This is a genomic window from Fictibacillus nanhaiensis, from assembly GCF_049537595.1.
Classification (GTDB): Bacteria; Bacillota; Bacilli; order Bacillales; family Fictibacillaceae; genus Fictibacillus; species Fictibacillus nanhaiensis_F.
Genome location: NZ_JBMULM010000001.1, coordinates 1,079,164 through 1,096,759, shown reverse-complemented (window position 1 = coordinate 1,096,759; position 17,596 = coordinate 1,079,164). Strand labels below are relative to the sequence as shown.

At 37.7% G+C, this 17,596-nt stretch carries 21 protein-coding genes and 1 tRNA gene; 5 read left to right on the top strand and 17 right to left on the bottom strand.

What is annotated here, in order from left to right; genetic code table 11:
* Positions 1-7: 7 nt before the first annotated feature.
* Positions 8-1,039 carry a competence type IV pilus assembly protein ComGB gene (comGB, locus tag ACOZ9X_RS05440; RefSeq protein ID WP_423417305.1) on the bottom strand — a complete coding sequence of 344 codons (1,032 nt, stop codon included), beginning with the start codon at positions 1,037-1,039 and terminating at the stop codon, positions 8-10.
* 4 nt (positions 1,040-1,043) lie between these two features.
* On the bottom strand, positions 1,044-2,096 hold the full coding sequence (gene comGA, locus ACOZ9X_RS05435) for a competence type IV pilus ATPase ComGA (protein WP_423417304.1): 1,053 nt from the start codon (positions 2,094-2,096) through the stop codon (positions 1,044-1,046).
* 123 nt (positions 2,097-2,219) lie between these two features.
* On the opposite strand from comGA, the gene ACOZ9X_RS05430 reads away from it, so the two are divergent.
* Positions 2,220-2,294 (top strand) — tRNA-Gln (locus tag ACOZ9X_RS05430).
* Between the two features lie 38 nt (positions 2,295-2,332).
* Here ACOZ9X_RS05430 and ACOZ9X_RS05425 read toward each other — a convergent pair.
* The gene (locus ACOZ9X_RS05425) at positions 2,333-2,722 is read right to left on the bottom strand and encodes a Spx/MgsR family RNA polymerase-binding regulatory protein (protein WP_423417303.1); all 390 of its coding nucleotides are present in this window, start codon (positions 2,720-2,722) and stop codon (positions 2,333-2,335) included.
* Between the two features lie 185 nt (positions 2,723-2,907).
* Here ACOZ9X_RS05425 and ACOZ9X_RS05420 point away from each other — a divergent pair, with 185 nt between their 5' ends.
* Positions 2,908-3,156, top strand: a complete 249-nt coding sequence (locus ACOZ9X_RS05420; protein WP_066242314.1) for a DUF2626 domain-containing protein — start codon at positions 2,908-2,910, stop codon at positions 3,154-3,156.
* A gap of 33 nt (positions 3,157-3,189) precedes the next feature.
* On the opposite strand, the gene ACOZ9X_RS05415 is transcribed toward ACOZ9X_RS05420, so the two are convergent.
* Both ACOZ9X_RS05415 and ACOZ9X_RS05410 read right to left on the bottom strand, forming a co-directional pair.
* Complete coding sequence (locus ACOZ9X_RS05415; RefSeq protein ID WP_423417302.1) at positions 3,190-4,275, bottom strand: SAM-dependent methyltransferase; 1,086 nt, start codon at positions 4,273-4,275, stop codon at positions 3,190-3,192.
* Positions 4,276-4,277: 2 nt separating this feature from the next.
* Positions 4,278-4,910: an MBL fold metallo-hydrolase gene (locus tag ACOZ9X_RS05410; RefSeq protein WP_423417301.1), complete on the bottom strand. Its 633-nt coding sequence runs from the start codon at positions 4,908-4,910 to the stop codon at positions 4,278-4,280.
* Between the two features lie 71 nt (positions 4,911-4,981).
* On the opposite strand from ACOZ9X_RS05410, the gene ACOZ9X_RS05405 reads away from it, so the two are divergent.
* Both ACOZ9X_RS05405 and ACOZ9X_RS05400 read left to right on the top strand, forming a co-directional pair.
* Positions 4,982-5,410 carry a hypothetical protein gene (locus ACOZ9X_RS05405; protein ID WP_423417300.1) on the top strand — a complete coding sequence of 143 codons (429 nt, stop codon included), beginning with the start codon at positions 4,982-4,984 and terminating at the stop codon, positions 5,408-5,410.
* Between the two features lie 86 nt (positions 5,411-5,496).
* Positions 5,497-5,682, top strand: coding sequence for a DUF2759 domain-containing protein (locus tag ACOZ9X_RS05400; RefSeq protein WP_066242324.1), 186 nt, complete (start codon positions 5,497-5,499; stop codon positions 5,680-5,682).
* 98 nt (positions 5,683-5,780) lie between these two features.
* On the opposite strand, the gene ACOZ9X_RS05395 is transcribed toward ACOZ9X_RS05400, so the two are convergent.
* The 6 genes from ACOZ9X_RS05395 to ACOZ9X_RS05370 form a co-directional block, all read right to left on the bottom strand.
* Entirely contained in the window at positions 5,781-6,974 is a 1,194-nt protein-coding gene (locus tag ACOZ9X_RS05395; protein ID WP_423417299.1) for a M14 family metallopeptidase, read from the bottom strand.
* Positions 6,975-7,075: 101 nt separating this feature from the next.
* Complete coding sequence (locus ACOZ9X_RS05390) at positions 7,076-8,989, bottom strand: LTA synthase family protein (RefSeq protein WP_423417298.1); 1,914 nt, start codon at positions 8,987-8,989, stop codon at positions 7,076-7,078.
* Positions 8,990-9,468: 479 nt separating this feature from the next.
* Positions 9,469-10,428 carry an ROK family glucokinase gene (locus ACOZ9X_RS05385; RefSeq protein WP_423417297.1) on the bottom strand — a complete coding sequence of 320 codons (960 nt, stop codon included), beginning with the start codon at positions 10,426-10,428 and terminating at the stop codon, positions 9,469-9,471.
* 13 nt (positions 10,429-10,441) lie between these two features.
* Positions 10,442-10,633, bottom strand: coding sequence for a YqgQ family protein (locus tag ACOZ9X_RS05380; protein ID WP_191753834.1), 192 nt, complete (start codon positions 10,631-10,633; stop codon positions 10,442-10,444).
* A gap of 106 nt (positions 10,634-10,739) precedes the next feature.
* The gene (locus ACOZ9X_RS05375; protein WP_423417296.1) at positions 10,740-12,203 is read right to left on the bottom strand and encodes a spore germination protein; all 1,464 of its coding nucleotides are present in this window, start codon (positions 12,201-12,203) and stop codon (positions 10,740-10,742) included.
* Positions 12,204-12,358: 155 nt separating this feature from the next.
* Positions 12,359-13,402 carry a M42 family metallopeptidase gene (locus tag ACOZ9X_RS05370; RefSeq protein ID WP_423417295.1) on the bottom strand — a complete coding sequence of 348 codons (1,044 nt, stop codon included), beginning with the start codon at positions 13,400-13,402 and terminating at the stop codon, positions 12,359-12,361.
* A 116-nt stretch (positions 13,403-13,518) separates the two neighbouring features.
* Here ACOZ9X_RS05370 and ACOZ9X_RS05365 point away from each other — a divergent pair, with 116 nt between their 5' ends.
* Positions 13,519-14,382: a hypothetical protein gene (locus ACOZ9X_RS05365; RefSeq protein WP_423417294.1), complete on the top strand. Its 864-nt coding sequence runs from the start codon at positions 13,519-13,521 to the stop codon at positions 14,380-14,382.
* Here the strand turns inward: ACOZ9X_RS05365 and ACOZ9X_RS05360 are convergent.
* The 6 genes from ACOZ9X_RS05360 to rpmG all read right to left on the bottom strand — a co-directional run bounded on the left by ACOZ9X_RS05360 (position 14,363) and on the right by rpmG (position 17,506).
* The gene (locus ACOZ9X_RS05360) at positions 14,363-15,088 is read right to left on the bottom strand and encodes an HAD family hydrolase (protein ID WP_423417293.1); all 726 of its coding nucleotides are present in this window, start codon (positions 15,086-15,088) and stop codon (positions 14,363-14,365) included. The genes ACOZ9X_RS05365 and ACOZ9X_RS05360 overlap by 20 nt on opposite strands.
* A gap of 2 nt (positions 15,089-15,090) precedes the next feature.
* On the bottom strand, positions 15,091-15,267 hold the full coding sequence (locus ACOZ9X_RS05355) for a hypothetical protein (RefSeq protein WP_423417292.1): 177 nt from the start codon (positions 15,265-15,267) through the stop codon (positions 15,091-15,093).
* Positions 15,268-15,312: 45 nt separating this feature from the next.
* The gene (locus tag ACOZ9X_RS05350; RefSeq protein WP_423417291.1) at positions 15,313-15,918 is read right to left on the bottom strand and encodes a molybdenum cofactor guanylyltransferase; all 606 of its coding nucleotides are present in this window, start codon (positions 15,916-15,918) and stop codon (positions 15,313-15,315) included.
* Positions 15,903-16,688, bottom strand: coding sequence for a DUF92 domain-containing protein (locus tag ACOZ9X_RS05345; protein WP_423417290.1), 786 nt, complete (start codon positions 16,686-16,688; stop codon positions 15,903-15,905). Before ACOZ9X_RS05345 ends, ACOZ9X_RS05350 begins: the two co-directional genes overlap by 16 nt.
* Positions 16,689-17,246 (bottom strand): 5-formyltetrahydrofolate cyclo-ligase, encoded by a 558-nt coding sequence (locus tag ACOZ9X_RS05340; protein ID WP_423417289.1) that lies wholly within the window; start codon positions 17,244-17,246, stop codon positions 16,689-16,691.
* A 110-nt stretch (positions 17,247-17,356) separates the two neighbouring features.
* On the bottom strand, positions 17,357-17,506 hold the full coding sequence (gene rpmG, locus ACOZ9X_RS05335) for a 50S ribosomal protein L33 (protein WP_066242361.1): 150 nt from the start codon (positions 17,504-17,506) through the stop codon (positions 17,357-17,359).
* Positions 17,507-17,596: the final 90 nt, after the last annotated feature.

Below are 17,596 nucleotides of genomic sequence, written 5' to 3'. Positions count from 1 at the left end.
TTCCTCCTCATAATGCTTCCATGAGTTTAAACATTGGCAATAACATAGAGGCAAACATTAATAAAACAAACACTCCGATCCCTGCAAATAGGATGGGTTGAATTCTTTGCAAGGAAGAATAAACCTTATCTTCTAACTCTTTAAAAATCCACTCTCCATAAGAGATTAACTCTCCGCCGAGTTCTCCATGAGCTAATCCAAAGCGGACAATCTCAGCCAGTTCACTCTTAAAATAGGACTTTGCAAGCAAAAGTTCGGTTAGTTCTGCTCCATTTAAGAGACCTTTCTGCAGCCTCTGACTCTCCTCTTTGAAGAAACCTTTGTTTAAATGTTTCTCCATTACAAGAAGGGCATCAGATACAGACAAGCCACTTTGCAGCATCGAGCCAAAGTTCACACTAAAGAAATGTGTATTCAATAACAAAAGAAATTGTTTTAAGATAGGGATTCTCATAAGTAGATCCATCTGAGTAGAAGGCTTTGCTTTCTTTCTCATAACGATCATAACGATCCATGATGTGATGCCTAAAGTAAGGAAACATACTCCGATAAGTGGCATGCTTCCTAGAAACATAAGCATCCATTTCGTAAACAACGGGGTTTTAACATCTAATGATGAGAACAGGATAGAAAACTGAGGAAATAAAAATTGATAGAATACGATCGCGATCCATACGGTAAGGAATAGCAAGAAGAGAGGATATCTAATGGCTTTGTTCAAACGGGCAGACCAATCAGCTTTTTTTCTCAAAAAAGTTCCGTTCTCCATAAGACTTTTCGTCAAATTGCCATTCGCACTGTTTATGGATAATGAACTTATTATTTCTTTTGGCAAGTGTAATGGTGAAAAGATCTCGATCACAGAATGACCAGAAGCAAGGATCTCCAGCATGTGATCAGCATCTTCTCGCCGTTTTAATGGAAGCTGTGACCTGACGAGCTCTATGCTCTTGTTAATGGTATAGCCTTGATCTAACAAAAAGCCAAGCTTATAAAGAAACATCCCTTGAGAAGCTTTTTTCCAGCCTCTTCTTATCACTTGGTTATTCTCCTCCCATCCATCTTTCATAGCTCTCTTTTGTCACATAGCCTGCTGCAAAAGCATGGTTAAAATAAAATGAGAGATTTTTGTAGGTGGTCTTTTCACGACTCACCCTATTTAACACAGAGAATAATTCCTGATTACAAAGCATCTCATAGATTCCCGCTCTTCTATACGTTCTAGACTTGAAACAAAAATCAATACAACTGTCCCCGCAAAACGGGCAAGGTATCGAGATCAGACGCTGTGACACGATTCCCATCAACGTTTGCTGAAGTTCCGTTTCTTGAATACCAAATTCTCGAAGACGCTCAATACAACCGATACAATCTGCAGCATGCATCGTAGACAGAACAAGATGTCCAGTCAATGATGCTCGAATAACGAGCCTCGCTGTTGCTTCGTCTCTGATCTCACCGATCATGATCACATCGGGATCATGACGCAAGAGTGATTTAAAACCTTCACCGTATGTCAGACCTGCTTTTTCATTAATTTCCATTTGTAAAAACGAATCTACTTTACGTTCTACGGGATCTTCCAGTGTTACCACTTGCCGTTTATAGTTTTTTTGCAGGTGATGAAGCAGAGAATATAAGATGGTGGTTTTACCTGATCCTGTTGGGCCAGAGAATAATAATAGACCACTGGAACGTTTAATGAGGGATAAAAGTTTTTGAAACATATGAGGAAAAAGTGATAGTTCATGAAGAGTTAATGTTTCTTGCTGAGGAAGCAATCGTATGACGAGTGATTCATTAAATGCGGAAGGTATGGATGAAAAACGAAGATGTACATTTACATTATTGATCATAACGTCCATTGATCCACTCTGGGGCTTTCGATGTTCGCCAATGTCCATTCTTGCGGAATATTTAAAATGCGCAAGAACTCTGATGTACTCTTCTTGAGAAAGCGTTCTGTGTTCAATCAACCGATCATCTATACGAAATTGGACGATACCTCCCTTTTTGATTGGTATAAAATGAATGTCTGATGCTTTCTGAATAGATGCCTCATGAAGGATTGAATTGCCTAACAACTTAATCGGCAAGCACTATCATCTCCCTTTTATGTTATTGAATAATCATTTCTCTCATAAAACGACAATTCCTGCATTTTTTCAAAAAAGATATGTATATAAATTTCGACACAGCTCATACTAGTATTGTTGCATTGGGCTATAGCCAAGCGGTAAGGCAACGGACTTTGACTCCGTCATGCGTTGGTTCGAATCCAGCTAGCCCAGCCAAAAAAAATAACACTCTTTAAAAATAAAGAGTGCTATGTTCAGGACACATGACTTGAAATGTGTTCTTTTTCTTTTGTTGCACATAGTTTTTTCATATCTCCAGGACTGTATCCCGCTATGAGCTGTTTACCGTCTGTTACTAATGGTCTTTTTAACAGTTTAGGATTTTTAGTCAAGAGCGTTAATAGTTCATTTGTTGAAAGATCATAGATATCAACATCTAGTGCTTTAAATGACTGACTTCTTTTAGCCAAGATATCTTCTGTTCCATACTTTGTAAGTTTTAATAGCTCTCTAAGTTCTTCAACAGTTGGGGTTTCTTTGAATAAATGTCTTTCATCAAACGAAACTTTATTTTGCTTAAGCCACATTTTCGCTTTGCGACATGAAGTGCAGCTTGGATACGTGTAAAAAGTTATAGAACTCATCAGACTCACTCCTTTTGGTTTACATTACCTTTAAAAGAGGCATAATAAACCAAAAAACAGCTATAATTCATGAATTATCTTTTTATTGTGTATTTATCCGCTTACAATTGGCATTTACAAGTGAGTGGAAACTCATATATAATACTAAAGGATACAAGTATTGGCGAAAAAAGGAGGGGATACATATGTCAAGAATGTATAAGGTTTTAGGCTTTTGGACTGGAATCATCGGAGTCATGGCGTATCTAGGTGATATGCAAGACATGGCATTATTGTTCTTAGGACAAACGATTATGTTCGTTTCTTTAGGGTATTTGAACTTATCTGAACGTATGTATATTTATATCTTTGGTGCTTATTTAACTGTTTTCTTTGTTGGTTTTACATACTGGTCAACGTTTATGATGACTCCTGGCGCCGGTGGAGGACATTAATCCGTTCTCCGAAGCATCAAAAAAAGCAGGCCGTTATAATACGGTCTGCTTTTTTTGTTGTATGACTTGAAACCCATTTGCTAGAGAGTGATCGAGTAGAAATGAACGAATGGCCCGATTTCTTTTATGCTCTAATGAGAATGGATCCCTATTTTGTGTTTCCTGTATCAGAGATAATAATCCTTCTTCAAATAAGAAGTCTCCTTGATTCTTTACGTGAAGTGTAATAACACCCGAATCATTTCCTACTCTTATCACTTGTTCCCAATCTATGTGGTACGTTATATCCATCATCCCGGGAAATGCTAATGGATTGCTTTGTAATTGATGTCGATAATATCCCCTAATACTTCCTTCTTTTAAATGTATGGTGTTCCACTCTTCGCCTATCAAACCGTAATCGACAAAGAATAAGCATGTCTCTATTTCTATCCATTCGTAGATGTTTTTAAGCCAAGAAAGCATAGAAAAGGAAACTTCAAGTTCATTCGCTTTATCTCTAGAGCAAAAGATTTTCTCTAACTTTTTTTGCAATGATGAACTCTCTACTTTTTTATAAAGAAAACGAAGTTCATCAGTGTTATTTTGGAGAGAGACTCCTTTTTCATACCATTCATCATTCTTTTGTTGAAAAATCCGAAGCGGAAACGCATCAAGAACTTCATTTGCAAATATAATTCCCCTAAATGATGGGTATCGCTCTATAAGTTCATTCAACGAACGTAGTATAGTAATGGGGTACTCAGCTAACTTCGCATCTAATATTCGTCTGTGATAAGGACTAGGTTCTACAATGACATAGGATATATGGTCGACTGATTGCGAAGACCAACTCTCTAGAACTTGCTGAGAAAAGTGACCGCTTCCTCCTCCAAACTCCACAACGATTGGCTGAAGGTTCTGATCCTCTATCGTTCTTATGAATAAGTCAGCCCACACCTTAGCAAATACATCTGACACAAGGCTAGCTGTATAAAAATCACCGTTCTTTCCGATCTTCGTGTTCTCTTTCATGTAATAGCCCTCTAACGGATGATACAGAGCATGTTCCATATACTCTTCCATCGTTAGCCATTCGCTATCTGTCAATTTTTTTTGAAGCAAACTCGGGTTAGGCACGATTAGAACCCGCTTAAGAATGGATTCGAGTCCATTTCCATTCCAATTGTTGTCTCAGGGCCATGACCTGATAACACGACCGTTTCTTCTGGCAGATTAAGCAGTTTTTCATGAATGCTATTGATCAATACTTCTTGATCCCCGCCGTGTAAATCTGTTCTTCCAATGCTTCCTGCAAACAAAGCATCACCTGAAAAAACAGCACCACTGCTTCTTAAATAATACGAAACACTTCCAGGAGAATGACCAGGAGTTGTTAATACCTCAAATGAGAAGCTGCCGATCTTTAAGGTATTATCTGTATTTGTTAGAATATGGCTTGCTGGCTTTGCCAATATGCTTTGACCAAAATATTTTGATCCATTCTTTTTTGTGTCACTCAGCCAATCAGCTTCTTTTTTATGAACATACAACGGGATGTTATATCTTTCGCGTACGTCATCAACGGCTCCAATATGATCAAAATGAGCATGCGTTAACAATATGGCTAAAGGTTTTACTTTTAATGACTCTATGGTTTGTATGATCCTATTTCCTTCACTGCCTGGATCGATGACCACTGCTTCATTATGATTATTGTAGATAATATAAGTATTCTCTTGTACAGGTCCTACCGTTAATTTTTTCCACTTCATTTTCAAGCCTCCAATTGCAAGTTATTACTTTCTATCTTACACTAAAACAAACAATATTTCGGAGGAAACACATGAAGTTCTTTTTCGGATACGAAAATATGGATACGCCCGCTCCTATTTCTGTGCATGATCAACATGAAGATCTGATCATTACTTCTCAAAGAGATGATGAACTTTTTGAAGCGATCCCTTTACTTTCCATCCACCCTTTCAGAAAGACTCTGTTATTTGAGGACTATGGGTTCACATCTGATTCAGATCAGACGTATCTTTATCTTGATATGATCTGTGTCTTTTATATCAAGGAAGGTGAAGAGCAAGAAAAAGCTATGTTTTTACTTCAAACAGAAGAAGAATTAATTGCTGAGTTCACTGATAATGAACAGATGTTCTTAATCGTTGGAAACCATCATAAACCCCTTGTTAAAAAGTGGGCTTCTGCCTATAAACTAACAATTGAGTTCATTTTGTTCCAATGTGCACTCGACAAACCTGAATAAAACAAGTAAAATAATACAAGGTTATACCTGTGTGAAAGCGTTATACATAGGATTGGTATTACTCCAGAGCAAGGGGGCACAGAATAATGGGATTAGCCATTATATTCGGCTTAGTAGCTATTCTAGCTGCGTTGGGACTATTGCGTTCGTTAAAAATTAAAAATTTAATGGCAGCTGGTTTTGCTTTTTTAACGTTTGCAGTTTTTGGCTGGTTTACAGTCATGACTGTTCTGGACGTTTTAGTAGGCAGCGGCGGCTCTACAGGCCATTAAAAACTCAAAAAACCATCAGAAATTAATTTCTGATGGTTTTTTCTTTCTTTTAACAACCACAAAGGCAAAGCACTATTTCAAGAAGTCTCAAATCTATCTTACATGTAAAGAGCTGCTAACAAGATACCCCTTGTATCTTCATAAATCGTTTCAAACTGTCTTAATGGAAGCGGGTTAACCCCTATTCCAAGCTCGATAGTGAATCCCGGCTTTCTGTACTCTTGAATGAACCAATCTTTGTATCCAGCATAACTATCCACATACCTGATCGCTTTATAGCCGCTAACCCTTTCAAATTCAGCGGCGATCTCGCCTGAGATAGGCATAGGTTCTTCCCCTTCAAAACCCCAGTATAGTTCTTTACCTTGTGTATGCAGAGCTACCACTCGATCAAATTGATGCTTTTCTGTAATCTCTGCCATCACTATTGCTTCTGGTTCACTTAACGGAGCTTTACCAGGATAATCTCTTGGAGCGGGTGAAGTTGGTTTTCTTACTTGTTCAAGTTCCCACCTTGCCGGAAATTGATTATTGAGATCTACACCGCGAATATTAGCTTTCCAAGCAGAAAAGTCTTTGCTTCCTTTGTTTAATCTTAAAACACTCTCTCTCCACTGCGGATTTTCTGGAAGACCATTTAAAACGAGATCGACACCATCCGGATCGACCATAGGTACGGCGTAAAGTGTAGTATTTCTATATAGGTCCGAAGCTTTGTATCCATTCAGAACTTTATCACTTGATAGCGCAGCTGAATATTCGTTAATAAACTTCATCAAAACTCCTGAAGTAATCCATTCGTTTCCATGAAACGAACCGTTAATATGCACTTTCTTTTTTCCATTTCCTATTATAAGCATATCTATAGGTTTGCCGAGAACTGATTTACCAATCTCCTGTTTTTTTATGAATGGATAAACGTTTAGAAGTTTATCCATATCATGATTCAGTGCAGCAGTATTGTACTTTCTCTGACATTTTATTGAGGGATACGGCAGCACTCTAGGAATATTGATGATGTCTTTCGTAAATATTTCTTTCGGTTTCACAGTTGGATTAACTAAATATAATGCATCTAAAGGAATATCAAATTTATCTGCTATAGAAAAAAAAGTGTCACCATTTTTGATCTTATATTTTTCTAATAACATTCCAGGGATCTCTATACTCTTCCCTGCAATCATACTTGCTGCTGTTACATTAGGATTAGAGTCTTTGATCAACACGTAAGGGATAGATAATAGACGTGAGTAGTACCAGAACGAATCGCCGTTACGCATGACAATTTCCAAACAGAGCCCTCCCTTAAAACCTTCCTCTTTAAGATGTATGTTCACGTAAAGCAGTTATGCAGAAAAAAAGCACTCAACCGAAGTTGAGTGCTTTAATGTCTTTACTGTTTTTGCTTTTCATCTTGTTTAACAGCTTTATCTTTTGCTTTATCTTTATCGTAGAATCTTAGTAAGTCTCCATAAATGATACGGTCAGACATATCAAGTTCAGTCTTAGCACGTTCACTATAAGGTTCACAAGCATTGTTATCACCTTCAACAGGTTTACCCGTTGATTTGTCATAACACTTACCATCTGTGAACACATTATCTTTAGTGATATACGAATTGTCACGAAGAACAGCGAAATCTTCTCTATCTTTAGAGAATAAATCAGAGCCAAGCTGAATATCACCCTTCGTATCAATACCTAGCAAGTGAAGAATCGTTGGTTTAAGGTCGATCTGGCCACCAACTGTATCCATCGTCTTTCCTTTTTCACCAGGCATGTGAATGATCAAAGGTACTTTTTGCAATTGAGTAGACTCAAAAGGAGTAATTTCTTTTCCTAAGAATTGACCCATCGCATCGTTATGGTTTTCAGAGATCCCATAATGGTCACCATACATGATAAAGATTGAGTCTTCATAAAGACCAGCTTCCTTAACATCAGCGAAAAACTCTTTTAAAGCTTCGTCTGTATAACGAACAGTTGTGAAGTAACGGTTAACTGTTCCATCGCTTGATGTCCACTCAGGAATCATCTCATCTTCCTCTTCTAAAGTGAACGGGAAGTGGTTCGTTAACGTAATATATTTCGTGTAGAACGGTTTGTTCATCGCTTGCATCTCTTTTAGATGTGGAATGGATTGTTTAAAGAAATCTTTATCTTTTAAGCCCCATCCAATCGAATTCTCAGGAGTTACTTCGAAATCTTTTAATGAATAATAACGGTCGTAACCGAAATTATCATACATGATATCACGGTTCCAGAAACTTTTGTTGTTGGCATGCTGTACGGATGAATAGTAACCTTGCTCTTTTAAAATTTCTGGTGTTGCGTTGTATTGATTCTGAGAGTGTGTAAAGAAAACTGCTCCACTTGGAAGTGGGTATAACGAGTTATCTAATAAAAACTCTGAATCAGACGTTTTACCTTGCCCTGTTTGATGATAGAAGTTCGGGAAGTAATAACTGTCTTTAATAAGATCATTCATAAACGGTGTAATTTCTTTACCATTTACAGATTCGTTAATAACAAAGTTTTGTGTTGATTCGACTGAAATAACGAAAACGTTCTTGCCTTTTGCTTTTCCGAACATCTCAGGATTTGGTTCTTTGTAATTTGCACGTGAATAGTTTTCAATGTCTGTAATTTCACTTCCATCAGCAAATGCACGCTGTGCTTTTGCTTTAGATTGGATGATGGAATCATAAATGTGATAGTTATATGAACCGATGTTTTTAATCAACATTTCACGGTCAAACGTACGAGTTAACAACTGTGGTCTTTCAGTTTCTGCGATACCAACATTCACGATAAAAAATACGATTGCAGCAGCAAAAGTAATCGTGATCTGCTTGCGTGAAGCACGTGCAGGTCGATAATCAGCTCGTCTCATGAAATAAGCCAAAATGACGATGTCGATGAATACCAATAAATCAGTCGGTTGTATCAACTCAAATACACTATTACCTAAATCACCCATGTTGCTCGTTTGGAACAAAACTGGAATGGTAATAAAGTCATTAAAGAAACGATAGAACACCATATTGGCATACATCACAAAACTCATGATCGCACTGACTGCAACAATCATTCTTCTATGCGTTCTTCCTTTAAAATAAAGCGTGATTCCTAAGAAAAGAACAATCGAACTAATAGGGTTAATAAACAGGATTAACTCTTGAACCTTGTTGTCCATAGGCAGTTCAAATGCAGTTTTATAAATGACAAATGTTTTAATCCATAATAAAGCAATTGCTATAAAGAAAAATCTATATTCAGCAAAAGCTTGTTTCATTTTTTCTTTCATATGTTCTCTGACCTCCTCAATCAAAAAGAACTCTCGTTTTCAATTTATTTCCTCTTAATTAGTCTCTCTTTGCATCCGGTAAGCATTGATCAAGAATGTAAATTCATCTTTTACATATTTACAAAACTTTAATCAAAGGATTACATAAAGAGTATATTAAATGGTTTCACACAAGAATTCAATACCCTAACGTACTATTTCAAGATTCTGACAAATAGGACAACAAAACTATATTAGTTTTACCCCTTTTTTAAATCCATAAACCATTAGACGAACTGAACACAAAAAAGTTTCAAAAAAACGAAAACGAACCGCACTGAAGCGGTTCGCTATTATTCCATCTCTTTCGAAGAAATCACCATTATATACTGTTAAGAAAATCTTACTAAAAGACTTTGCAAAAGAAAGTTCCTTCTATTTACCTACGGTGAGCTTCTCGTTAAGATCTAGACTTATTTTTTGTTGCTTAACAAGATTGATTAGCGATTGTGTTTGGCTAACCAAGCTCCTCCGATGACACCAGCATCATTTCCTAGCGTAGCTACCTTCATCTCAGCGCCTTCAGCCACTCTTGGAAGTGCAAAGTGTTTAAATTTCTGCTCCAAACGCTCCATTAAGGTATGACCAGCTTTAGAGACTCCTCCACCGATTACGATCTTACCTGGGTTAATGCTGTTAGCAAGGTTTGCTATTACTAATCCTAAATGAAAAGTTACTTCATCCAACGTTTCAATTGCTGCTTTGTCACCCTTTTCAGCGGAAGCTACAACATCTTTAGCTTTTATTTCACCATTCTCTTGCAATAGAGCATAAAGAGAAGAAGATGTGTCTTGAAGAGCTTTTTCTTTTGAAATTCGTGAGATTCCAGTTGCTGAAGCTATTGTTTCAATACAACCTGTACGTCCACAGTTACATGGAGCCCCACCTTCTGGAATCGCAGTTATGTGACCGATCTCACCAGCCATACCATTCGTTCCATGCATGATATGTCCATTTACGATAATTCCGCCTCCGACTCCTGTACCTAACGTAACCATCAGTACGTTTCCTTCACCATCACCTGCACCACGCCACATTTCTCCGATCGCAGCGATGTTAGCATCGTTATCGACGATAACAGAAAGGCCCGTTGCTTTTTCAAGCTCTTCTTTCAATGGGTAATCTCTCCAACCGATATTCACTGCATGATAGATGAAACCTGTTTTCATATCAATGAAACCTGGCGCTCCCATACCAATTGATTCAAGCTTTTCTTTAGGTTCAGATAGTTCTTTTAGTTTTGAATGGATAGAGTCAGTAATATCCGTAACGATATGCTTTCCATCTTCAGTTATATTCGTAGGGATTTCCCACTTCTCTACAATATGACCATCTAAGGTTACAAAAGCGATTTTAATTGTTGTTCCACCTAGATCAACACCTACTAACCATTTCTCCATCTTGTCTCATCCTCTATTGTAATTTATTGTGTTCTGCTCGAATAATGATGATCGCATTTTTGAATTCGTTTACATCAATGAGTTTTTGTTCGTAAAGTTCTCTGACCTCTTCTTGGATTAATTCTAGATCAGCTATCTTGTTTCCGGTATATATAAAGGTTCCAAACCTTTTTAACAGCTGAAGAACATCATACATTGTTTTCATTATAATCACCTTTGTCATTATAACAAATAATATAGGGGAAAATGCAAGCCTTTGCACACAATTTAAAATAGAAAAAGACAGCTGAAGAATGTTCAGCTGTCTACTATTAACGATCGGGGTCTTTCGGGTGTAATACGATCGGTCTTCTGTTCTTTAGAGGCATAGGTATTCTTAAGATTACATCTCTGATCGCTTTTGGATTGAATGGAATAAACGGCCAGAGATACGGTATATGAAAGGATTTGAACGATACAAAGAATAATACAGCTAATGTAAAGCCTATTATATATCCGGGTACACCTAATAATGCGGTTAATCCTAATAAAGAAAGCCTTAATAAACGATTTGCTAAACTAAGCTCATACGTAGGAGTAGCAAATGTTCCAATTGCTGCTACTGCGATATAGAGCACGACCTCATTTACAAATAAACCTGCTTCGATCGCAACTTGTCCGACCACAATGGCTGAGACTAATCCTAGCCCGGTGGAAACCGATGTGGGGGTATGTATGGTAGCCATCCTGAGCATGTCCATACCCAACTCAATGATCACGAACTGCAAGAACAAAGGAACAACACCAATTTCTTCAGGGCCTATGAATGATAAATTCACAGGTAAAAGTTCCTTTTGTACGGAAAATAAATACCACAACGGCAATAAAAATATTGAAATCCAAACAGCTAAAAACCGCACAAATCTTAAATATGCTCCAACTACAGGTTTCTGCCTGTATTCTTCTGCATGTTGCAGATGATGCCAAAATGTTGTTGGGGTGATCAAGACAGACGGAGATCCGTCTACATAAACTAAAACATGGCCTTCAAATAAATGAACCGCTGCTGTATCAGGTCTTTCTGTATATCTCACTAACGGATATGGATTGAGGTGACGGCCACAAATAAATTCTTCCACCGTTTTCTCACCCATCGGAAGTCCATCTGTATCAATTTTTTTCAATGAATCCTTAATCCGGTCAACGATATGCGGATCTGCAATATCTTCAATATAAGAAATACATACATCGGTCTTAGAGCGCCTTCCAATACTCATGTACTCCATTCGGAGTGACCGGTCACGAACTCTTCTTCTCGTGAGTGCGGTATTGAACACGATCGTTTCAACAAAACCATCTCTTGCTCCTCTTACTACACGCTCAACATCCGGTTCTTCAGGTCCTCGAACCGGGTACGTTCTAGCATCGATTTGAAGGATTTCTGAAACACCCTCAACGATCAGAACTGTGGGGCCACTTAAAACCCAATCGATTCCTTGATTCAAATCATCTGACGTAGAGATTTCTATATAAGGCAGATAGGTCTTCATCAGTTTTACAAGTGGATCCGGATCTAATTGACCTGGTTCAAGATCGGCTAGTAACTTCATTAAATAATGAAGAATATCATCTTTAACGAATCCATCAACCATAAATAAAGCCATTCTTCTTCCGGCATATTCTAAGTCAAGGTGTATACAATCAAAACTGATGTCCACGCCTAGCTGATTTTTCATATATTCAACGTTTTCATCAAAATTTGTTGAAAGAGGTTGTTTTTTTGGCAGATAAGACATTTTTCATCACTCCTCTGCCTATCATCCTTCACTTTCTTTTCCTGTTTCATACCTTGGTCAACTACGATTACTCTAAACGTCTTCATAAGTACAACTTTGGAATGTGAATAGACAGGAAAAGAAAAACCCTTAGCTAATAGCTAAGGGGCTGCAGGCTAAACTAAAGGAGACTTCAGATATGCATGAATAAGCTCTGCTGTATTTTTTAATGATTTGATATGTGTTCGCTCAAAAGCATGAGATGCATCGATCCCTGGTCCGATCAGACCGTGCACAATATCTGCTCCAGCACGAATGGCTGCTGTTGCATCTGAACCATAGTAAGGATAGATATCAACTTTATATCCGATTTTATGTTTTTCTGCCAAATCAACAAGATGCTTTCTTAACCCATAATGGTAGGGTCCACCAGAGTCTTTTGCACAGATGCTAACAGTAAATTCGTCTGTTGCCTGACCATCACCGATCGCACCCATATCTACCGCTAAGTACTCGACTGTTTCAGTTGGTATGTTTGAATTACCGCCATATCCGATCTCTTCATTATTACTGATCAAAAAGTGGGTCGTGTAAGGTAACTTTATTGAATTGGCCTTAATTTCTTTGATCACATGCATCAGAACTGCAACACTAGCCTTGTCATCTAGATGACGCGACTTCACAAACCCACTTTCCAATTGTTCGAATCTAGGATGGAAAGAGACAAAATCCCCAACAGAAATTCCCGCTTCTTCAACATCCTTTTTAGAATGAAACTCTTCATCTACGCGAACTACCATATTCTTTTCATCACGCTTTAGTTCATTCATTCCTTTGTAAACATGAGCAGCAGTTTGATGCATCATGATCGTGCCGCTGAACACTTTTCCTGAATTCGTATGTATCGAACAATATTCGCCTTCAATCGTATTCCAGTAGAACCCGCCGATTAAGTCTAATTTAAGACGGCCATCGCCTTTGATCTCTTTTACCATAGCACCTAACGTATCAACATGAGCAGTCAGCAAGCGGTGTTTGGAATCGTTCTCACCTGGAATAGTCGCTATGATTGCACCTTTATTTGTCGTTTTATTTAACACCTGATTTTCTTCAAAGAATGATTTCATATGATTGATTGCAGCTTCTGTATTCCCAGATGGGCTTGGGATATGTACGAGTTTTTTCAAATAGCTCACGATCTCTTTTGTTTCAACTTCCATTGACCTAACCCCTCTCGATTAACCCCTCCATATGTTTTCTTTAACTCAGGCCTTCTAATTCGGACAGGATTGCATAGAATTTAGGAACAAGTTGTCCGAAAGGGAGGCTGATGCGTATGAAGTGGAGAATTTCAATTTATCTGTTAATTATTATACTTGTAATAGGTATCATCTACCAGCCGTTTGTTAAAAAAGAAGCACGCGAAAGCATTACTTTCTTTCCATTGGATAATACGTTCTCTTTTAAGGAAGCAGAAACGAACCTTTCTTTCTTAAATGGCACTTCATCAAATTATGACTTACTTTGGAAAGTGAACTCAGTGACTTCTGAACGTGTTTATCTCAGACAAGACATGGCGATGATTTTCGAGAACGGAAGGCTTAACAATAAGATAACAGAGTGGAAAACCTCAGCAGATGCAATTGACCTTGAAAAGGATGTTTTAAGTTCGATACCGGGGCTATGGGAGGCCATCTCCTATCATCAGGGAGAAATACATCTAAGTGAGGAGAAATATCGTTCTGTACAAAGAATGAGTAATGATTATTTATATGCAGCAAAACTTGGTCAATCATTCTCAGGTTTTAAGATTCCTAAGGATAACACTGAACGAAAAGCAAAAAATGATCTCGATGAAAAAACAAATAAATATCTGCAGCAAACACTTACACAAACAACAAACTTCTATCAGATTGATCTCGATGGATACAACGTGATCTCTCTAGAGTCGCTAACTGATTATAATAACAAACCGTTATCTGGGTTCTCTCTATCTAAAAGTCAAGAAATTATCGGGAAGCTATGGGAAGGATTATACAAAAATTATTTTTTAGGAATTACTACAAAGAATGGACAGAGAATAAGTCCCATCGGAAGTTCGATGCCTTTCATCTTAATAAGCAAAGACAAAAAATATCTATTCGTTCTATTCCAAACAACGAATGGGGAGAACATCCAGCTTATTCAATATATCTCATGATGGTTTCTACTAATTCATCGCTGGAATAACAGATATAATGAGGAACTTTGCCATTCTTTACATCAAGCAACGAAGGATTCCACCATATAGCATTCCATCCTGCTTGGATAGCTGGGACCATATCTAATGAATATGAGTCACCAACATAAAAGAAAGCACTTGCTTCCACATTTTTTCTTACAAGATGAAAGATTTCCGGACTAGGTTTAGCTACTTTTATTTCCGATGAAATATAAATATGTTTTTCAGGAATATCTAGCTGCAGATGCTTTATTTTGTTTCTCTGAACATAAGTTTCTCCATTAGAGATGATTCCGTACATGATTTCATTACGTTTTAAGAATTGAATCATATCCTGTATCCAAGGATAGAGTTCTACAAAAAGGTGTATATTTCTTTCAAAAAGCTGTTGATATCGCTGGATTTCATGGTCATTAACATTCCTTATTCCTACTGCACGTAAAGAAGATGATAGACGGTTTTTTTGATATTCTTTTCGGGTGATCCATGCTTTTTCATAAGCCTGCCAATAGAAATCACATAACGTTTTATAATGAGGAAACCATTTTTCTTCTAACTTGTTATTTTGCTCACCTGAAGAAAAGATGGAACGAAATGCAAACAAAGAAGCCTTCTTAAAGGAGGCTTCATAATCAAACAGCGTATTGTCTAAATCAAAGAAAAATGCTGCTTTTTTCGAACGCATGGTCAAATGATCTCATCCATCATTTTAGATCGCAGCCCTGGAAATGACATGGCACTCCCCACCAAGAAACGACGAACTAAAGGATTACCGAGAGCGCTGTTCATCAATCGGTATCTCATTCTATAACCGAGCGCAACAGCGAGGAATATCAAAAAGCTTTTAATCACGAATCCTTTCATGTAAAAAAACCTCCTTGCTACTACTTTCTGTTTGGAATGCGATTTTTATTCGTCTCGTAGATTTAAAAGATCCTCTTTCGTATTCACATTATCGAAAAAGTGAGCCTCATCTTTTTGTACTTCTATGTATTTGGTATTTTTACGGCTCAAAAATGATAAAACCTTTAAGTCATCCTTCATTAAATTCTCTTTCATTTCATGAAGACATGATTTCTTGTATATACCGTTAAGTGGATATACTTTTCCGTTTAATACCGGGACGATGCAATCATACATCGGATGCTCAAAAGCTGATTCCAGCCATTTTTTATACATATCCCTGCTCATTCTAGGCATATCACAAGGCGTGATCAAATAATAATCTCCCTTTTTTTTCATCATCGCACTGTATATTCCCGCTAGAGGACCTTTACCTTTAAAAGGTTCAACATCGGAAATTAATTCTGCTGCATGAGAATGGTTTTGCTTTAATCTCTCTATCCATTCTTTGCGAACGACAGCTACAAGTTCATCTGAATATGGAGTGATCGTATTCACAGCTTTTTCAAAAAAAGTAGCATCGCCCCATTCAGCGAACATTTTGGGACTTCCAAACCTTCTTGACTCCCCGCCTGCAAGGACAACACCTATCACCTTTAACTTATGATCCATATATATAAACCTCCCGCAATCAGACCTCCAATAATCGTCGCTGAAAAATTCACAAGATTGTTTGTAAAATAGGCAAACCCAAATACTTTTACCGTCTTGGACCCACAATGAACGTGGCTTTCGGTTTCTCTTTTACATATGGAACAAACGTACTTTTGTTCAAACCAAGCACCAAAAAGGGTATCTGCGACGTTCCCTAAGAATCCAGAAATCGCAATACACAATAGGATGGTAATCGTTGTGTTATAAAGAAAATAAAAGCTAAAGCCTATTAATAATGCTCCTGTCGCTGCTGCCATTGTTCCTAGACCTGATACTGCGCCTGATAAACCAGGTTCTACCTTCTTCCATTCTTTAATATGAAACGGTCTTCTTTTTGATAGGACACCGATCTCTGAAGCCCATGTATCCGCCGTAGCTGTCGCAAAGGTAGCCGCGAACATGACAAGCCAAGCAGGATCTGAAAGTGTCAGGTGACCAATTGCTGCAAGTAGAGCTGCTCCACCATTTGCAAGCACTTGCCAAGCAGACCTTCCTTTTTTGTCTTCGGTGTGCAATGCATCTTGATCCTGCTTTTTGTCTTTCTTCCATTTTGTCAAAAGGGTAGAAGTTATGAAAAACAGACCAAGTATGATCAAACCTTGCCAACCGAATGCTATATAGATGATTACTCCTAATATAAACGCTGTTACACTCCCTGCGATCGTTAGCCATTTGAATAAAGCTGACAATACGGAAAGAAGAGCAATACCCACTAGTAAAAAAATCATCTACTTAAACCGACCATCTTCCGTAATAATTTTATCTACTGGAATATCATAGCTTTCATGTGGAACAGATGTCGTTGTCTGCAATGTATAAGCAAGTGAAAGTTTTGATCCAATATAAGTTTGTAAGTAGCGATCGAAGTACCCACCTCCGTAACCGATTCTATATCCTTCACGATCAAACACAAGACCTGGAACGATGATCATATTCATTTGAGACGCCTCTATGCTCGAAGTAACTTCTAACTTAGGTTCATATAGATCCATGTAAACATTTTCTAATTCTTTAAACGAACGAATTTCTCTGAACTCCATCTGTTTATGTTTAGAGTAACACTTTGGCACAGCGACAGTCTTTCCTTCCCTCCATGCTTGATCTATGATGTGAGATGTATCAAGCTCAAATCCTCGCGAGACTGTTACCCCAAAACAATCAGCTGTTTTCCATTCGTTTGTTTGAAATAAGAGATTAGAAATCGCTTTACTTTTTGCTTTCCTTTCTTCTTTTCCCATTGAAAGCAGTACTTTTTTTAACTCTTTTCGCCATTGTATTTTATCCATGAATTAAACACCTCTATAACGTGATCTATTTATCATATCATGGTTTTTCGATTGCATGAAAAAACGCCTGATCCCTCATTTGCATGGGTCTCAGGCGCTTCTACGTGAAATTACTTTGTTTCACGGTGAACTGTGTATTTCTTTAAACGCGGGCTGTATTTTTTAAGCTCTAAACGGTCTGGATTCGTACGCTTGTTTTTTGTAGTGATGTAGTTACGATCACCAGTTTCAGTACAAGCTAAAGTAATGTTTACACGCATTGTTGTTTCCCTCCACATCTTTACCAAAGTACATTATCATGGTTACTAACAGTCATATTCTCTATTAAACCATACCATAACATGATAACA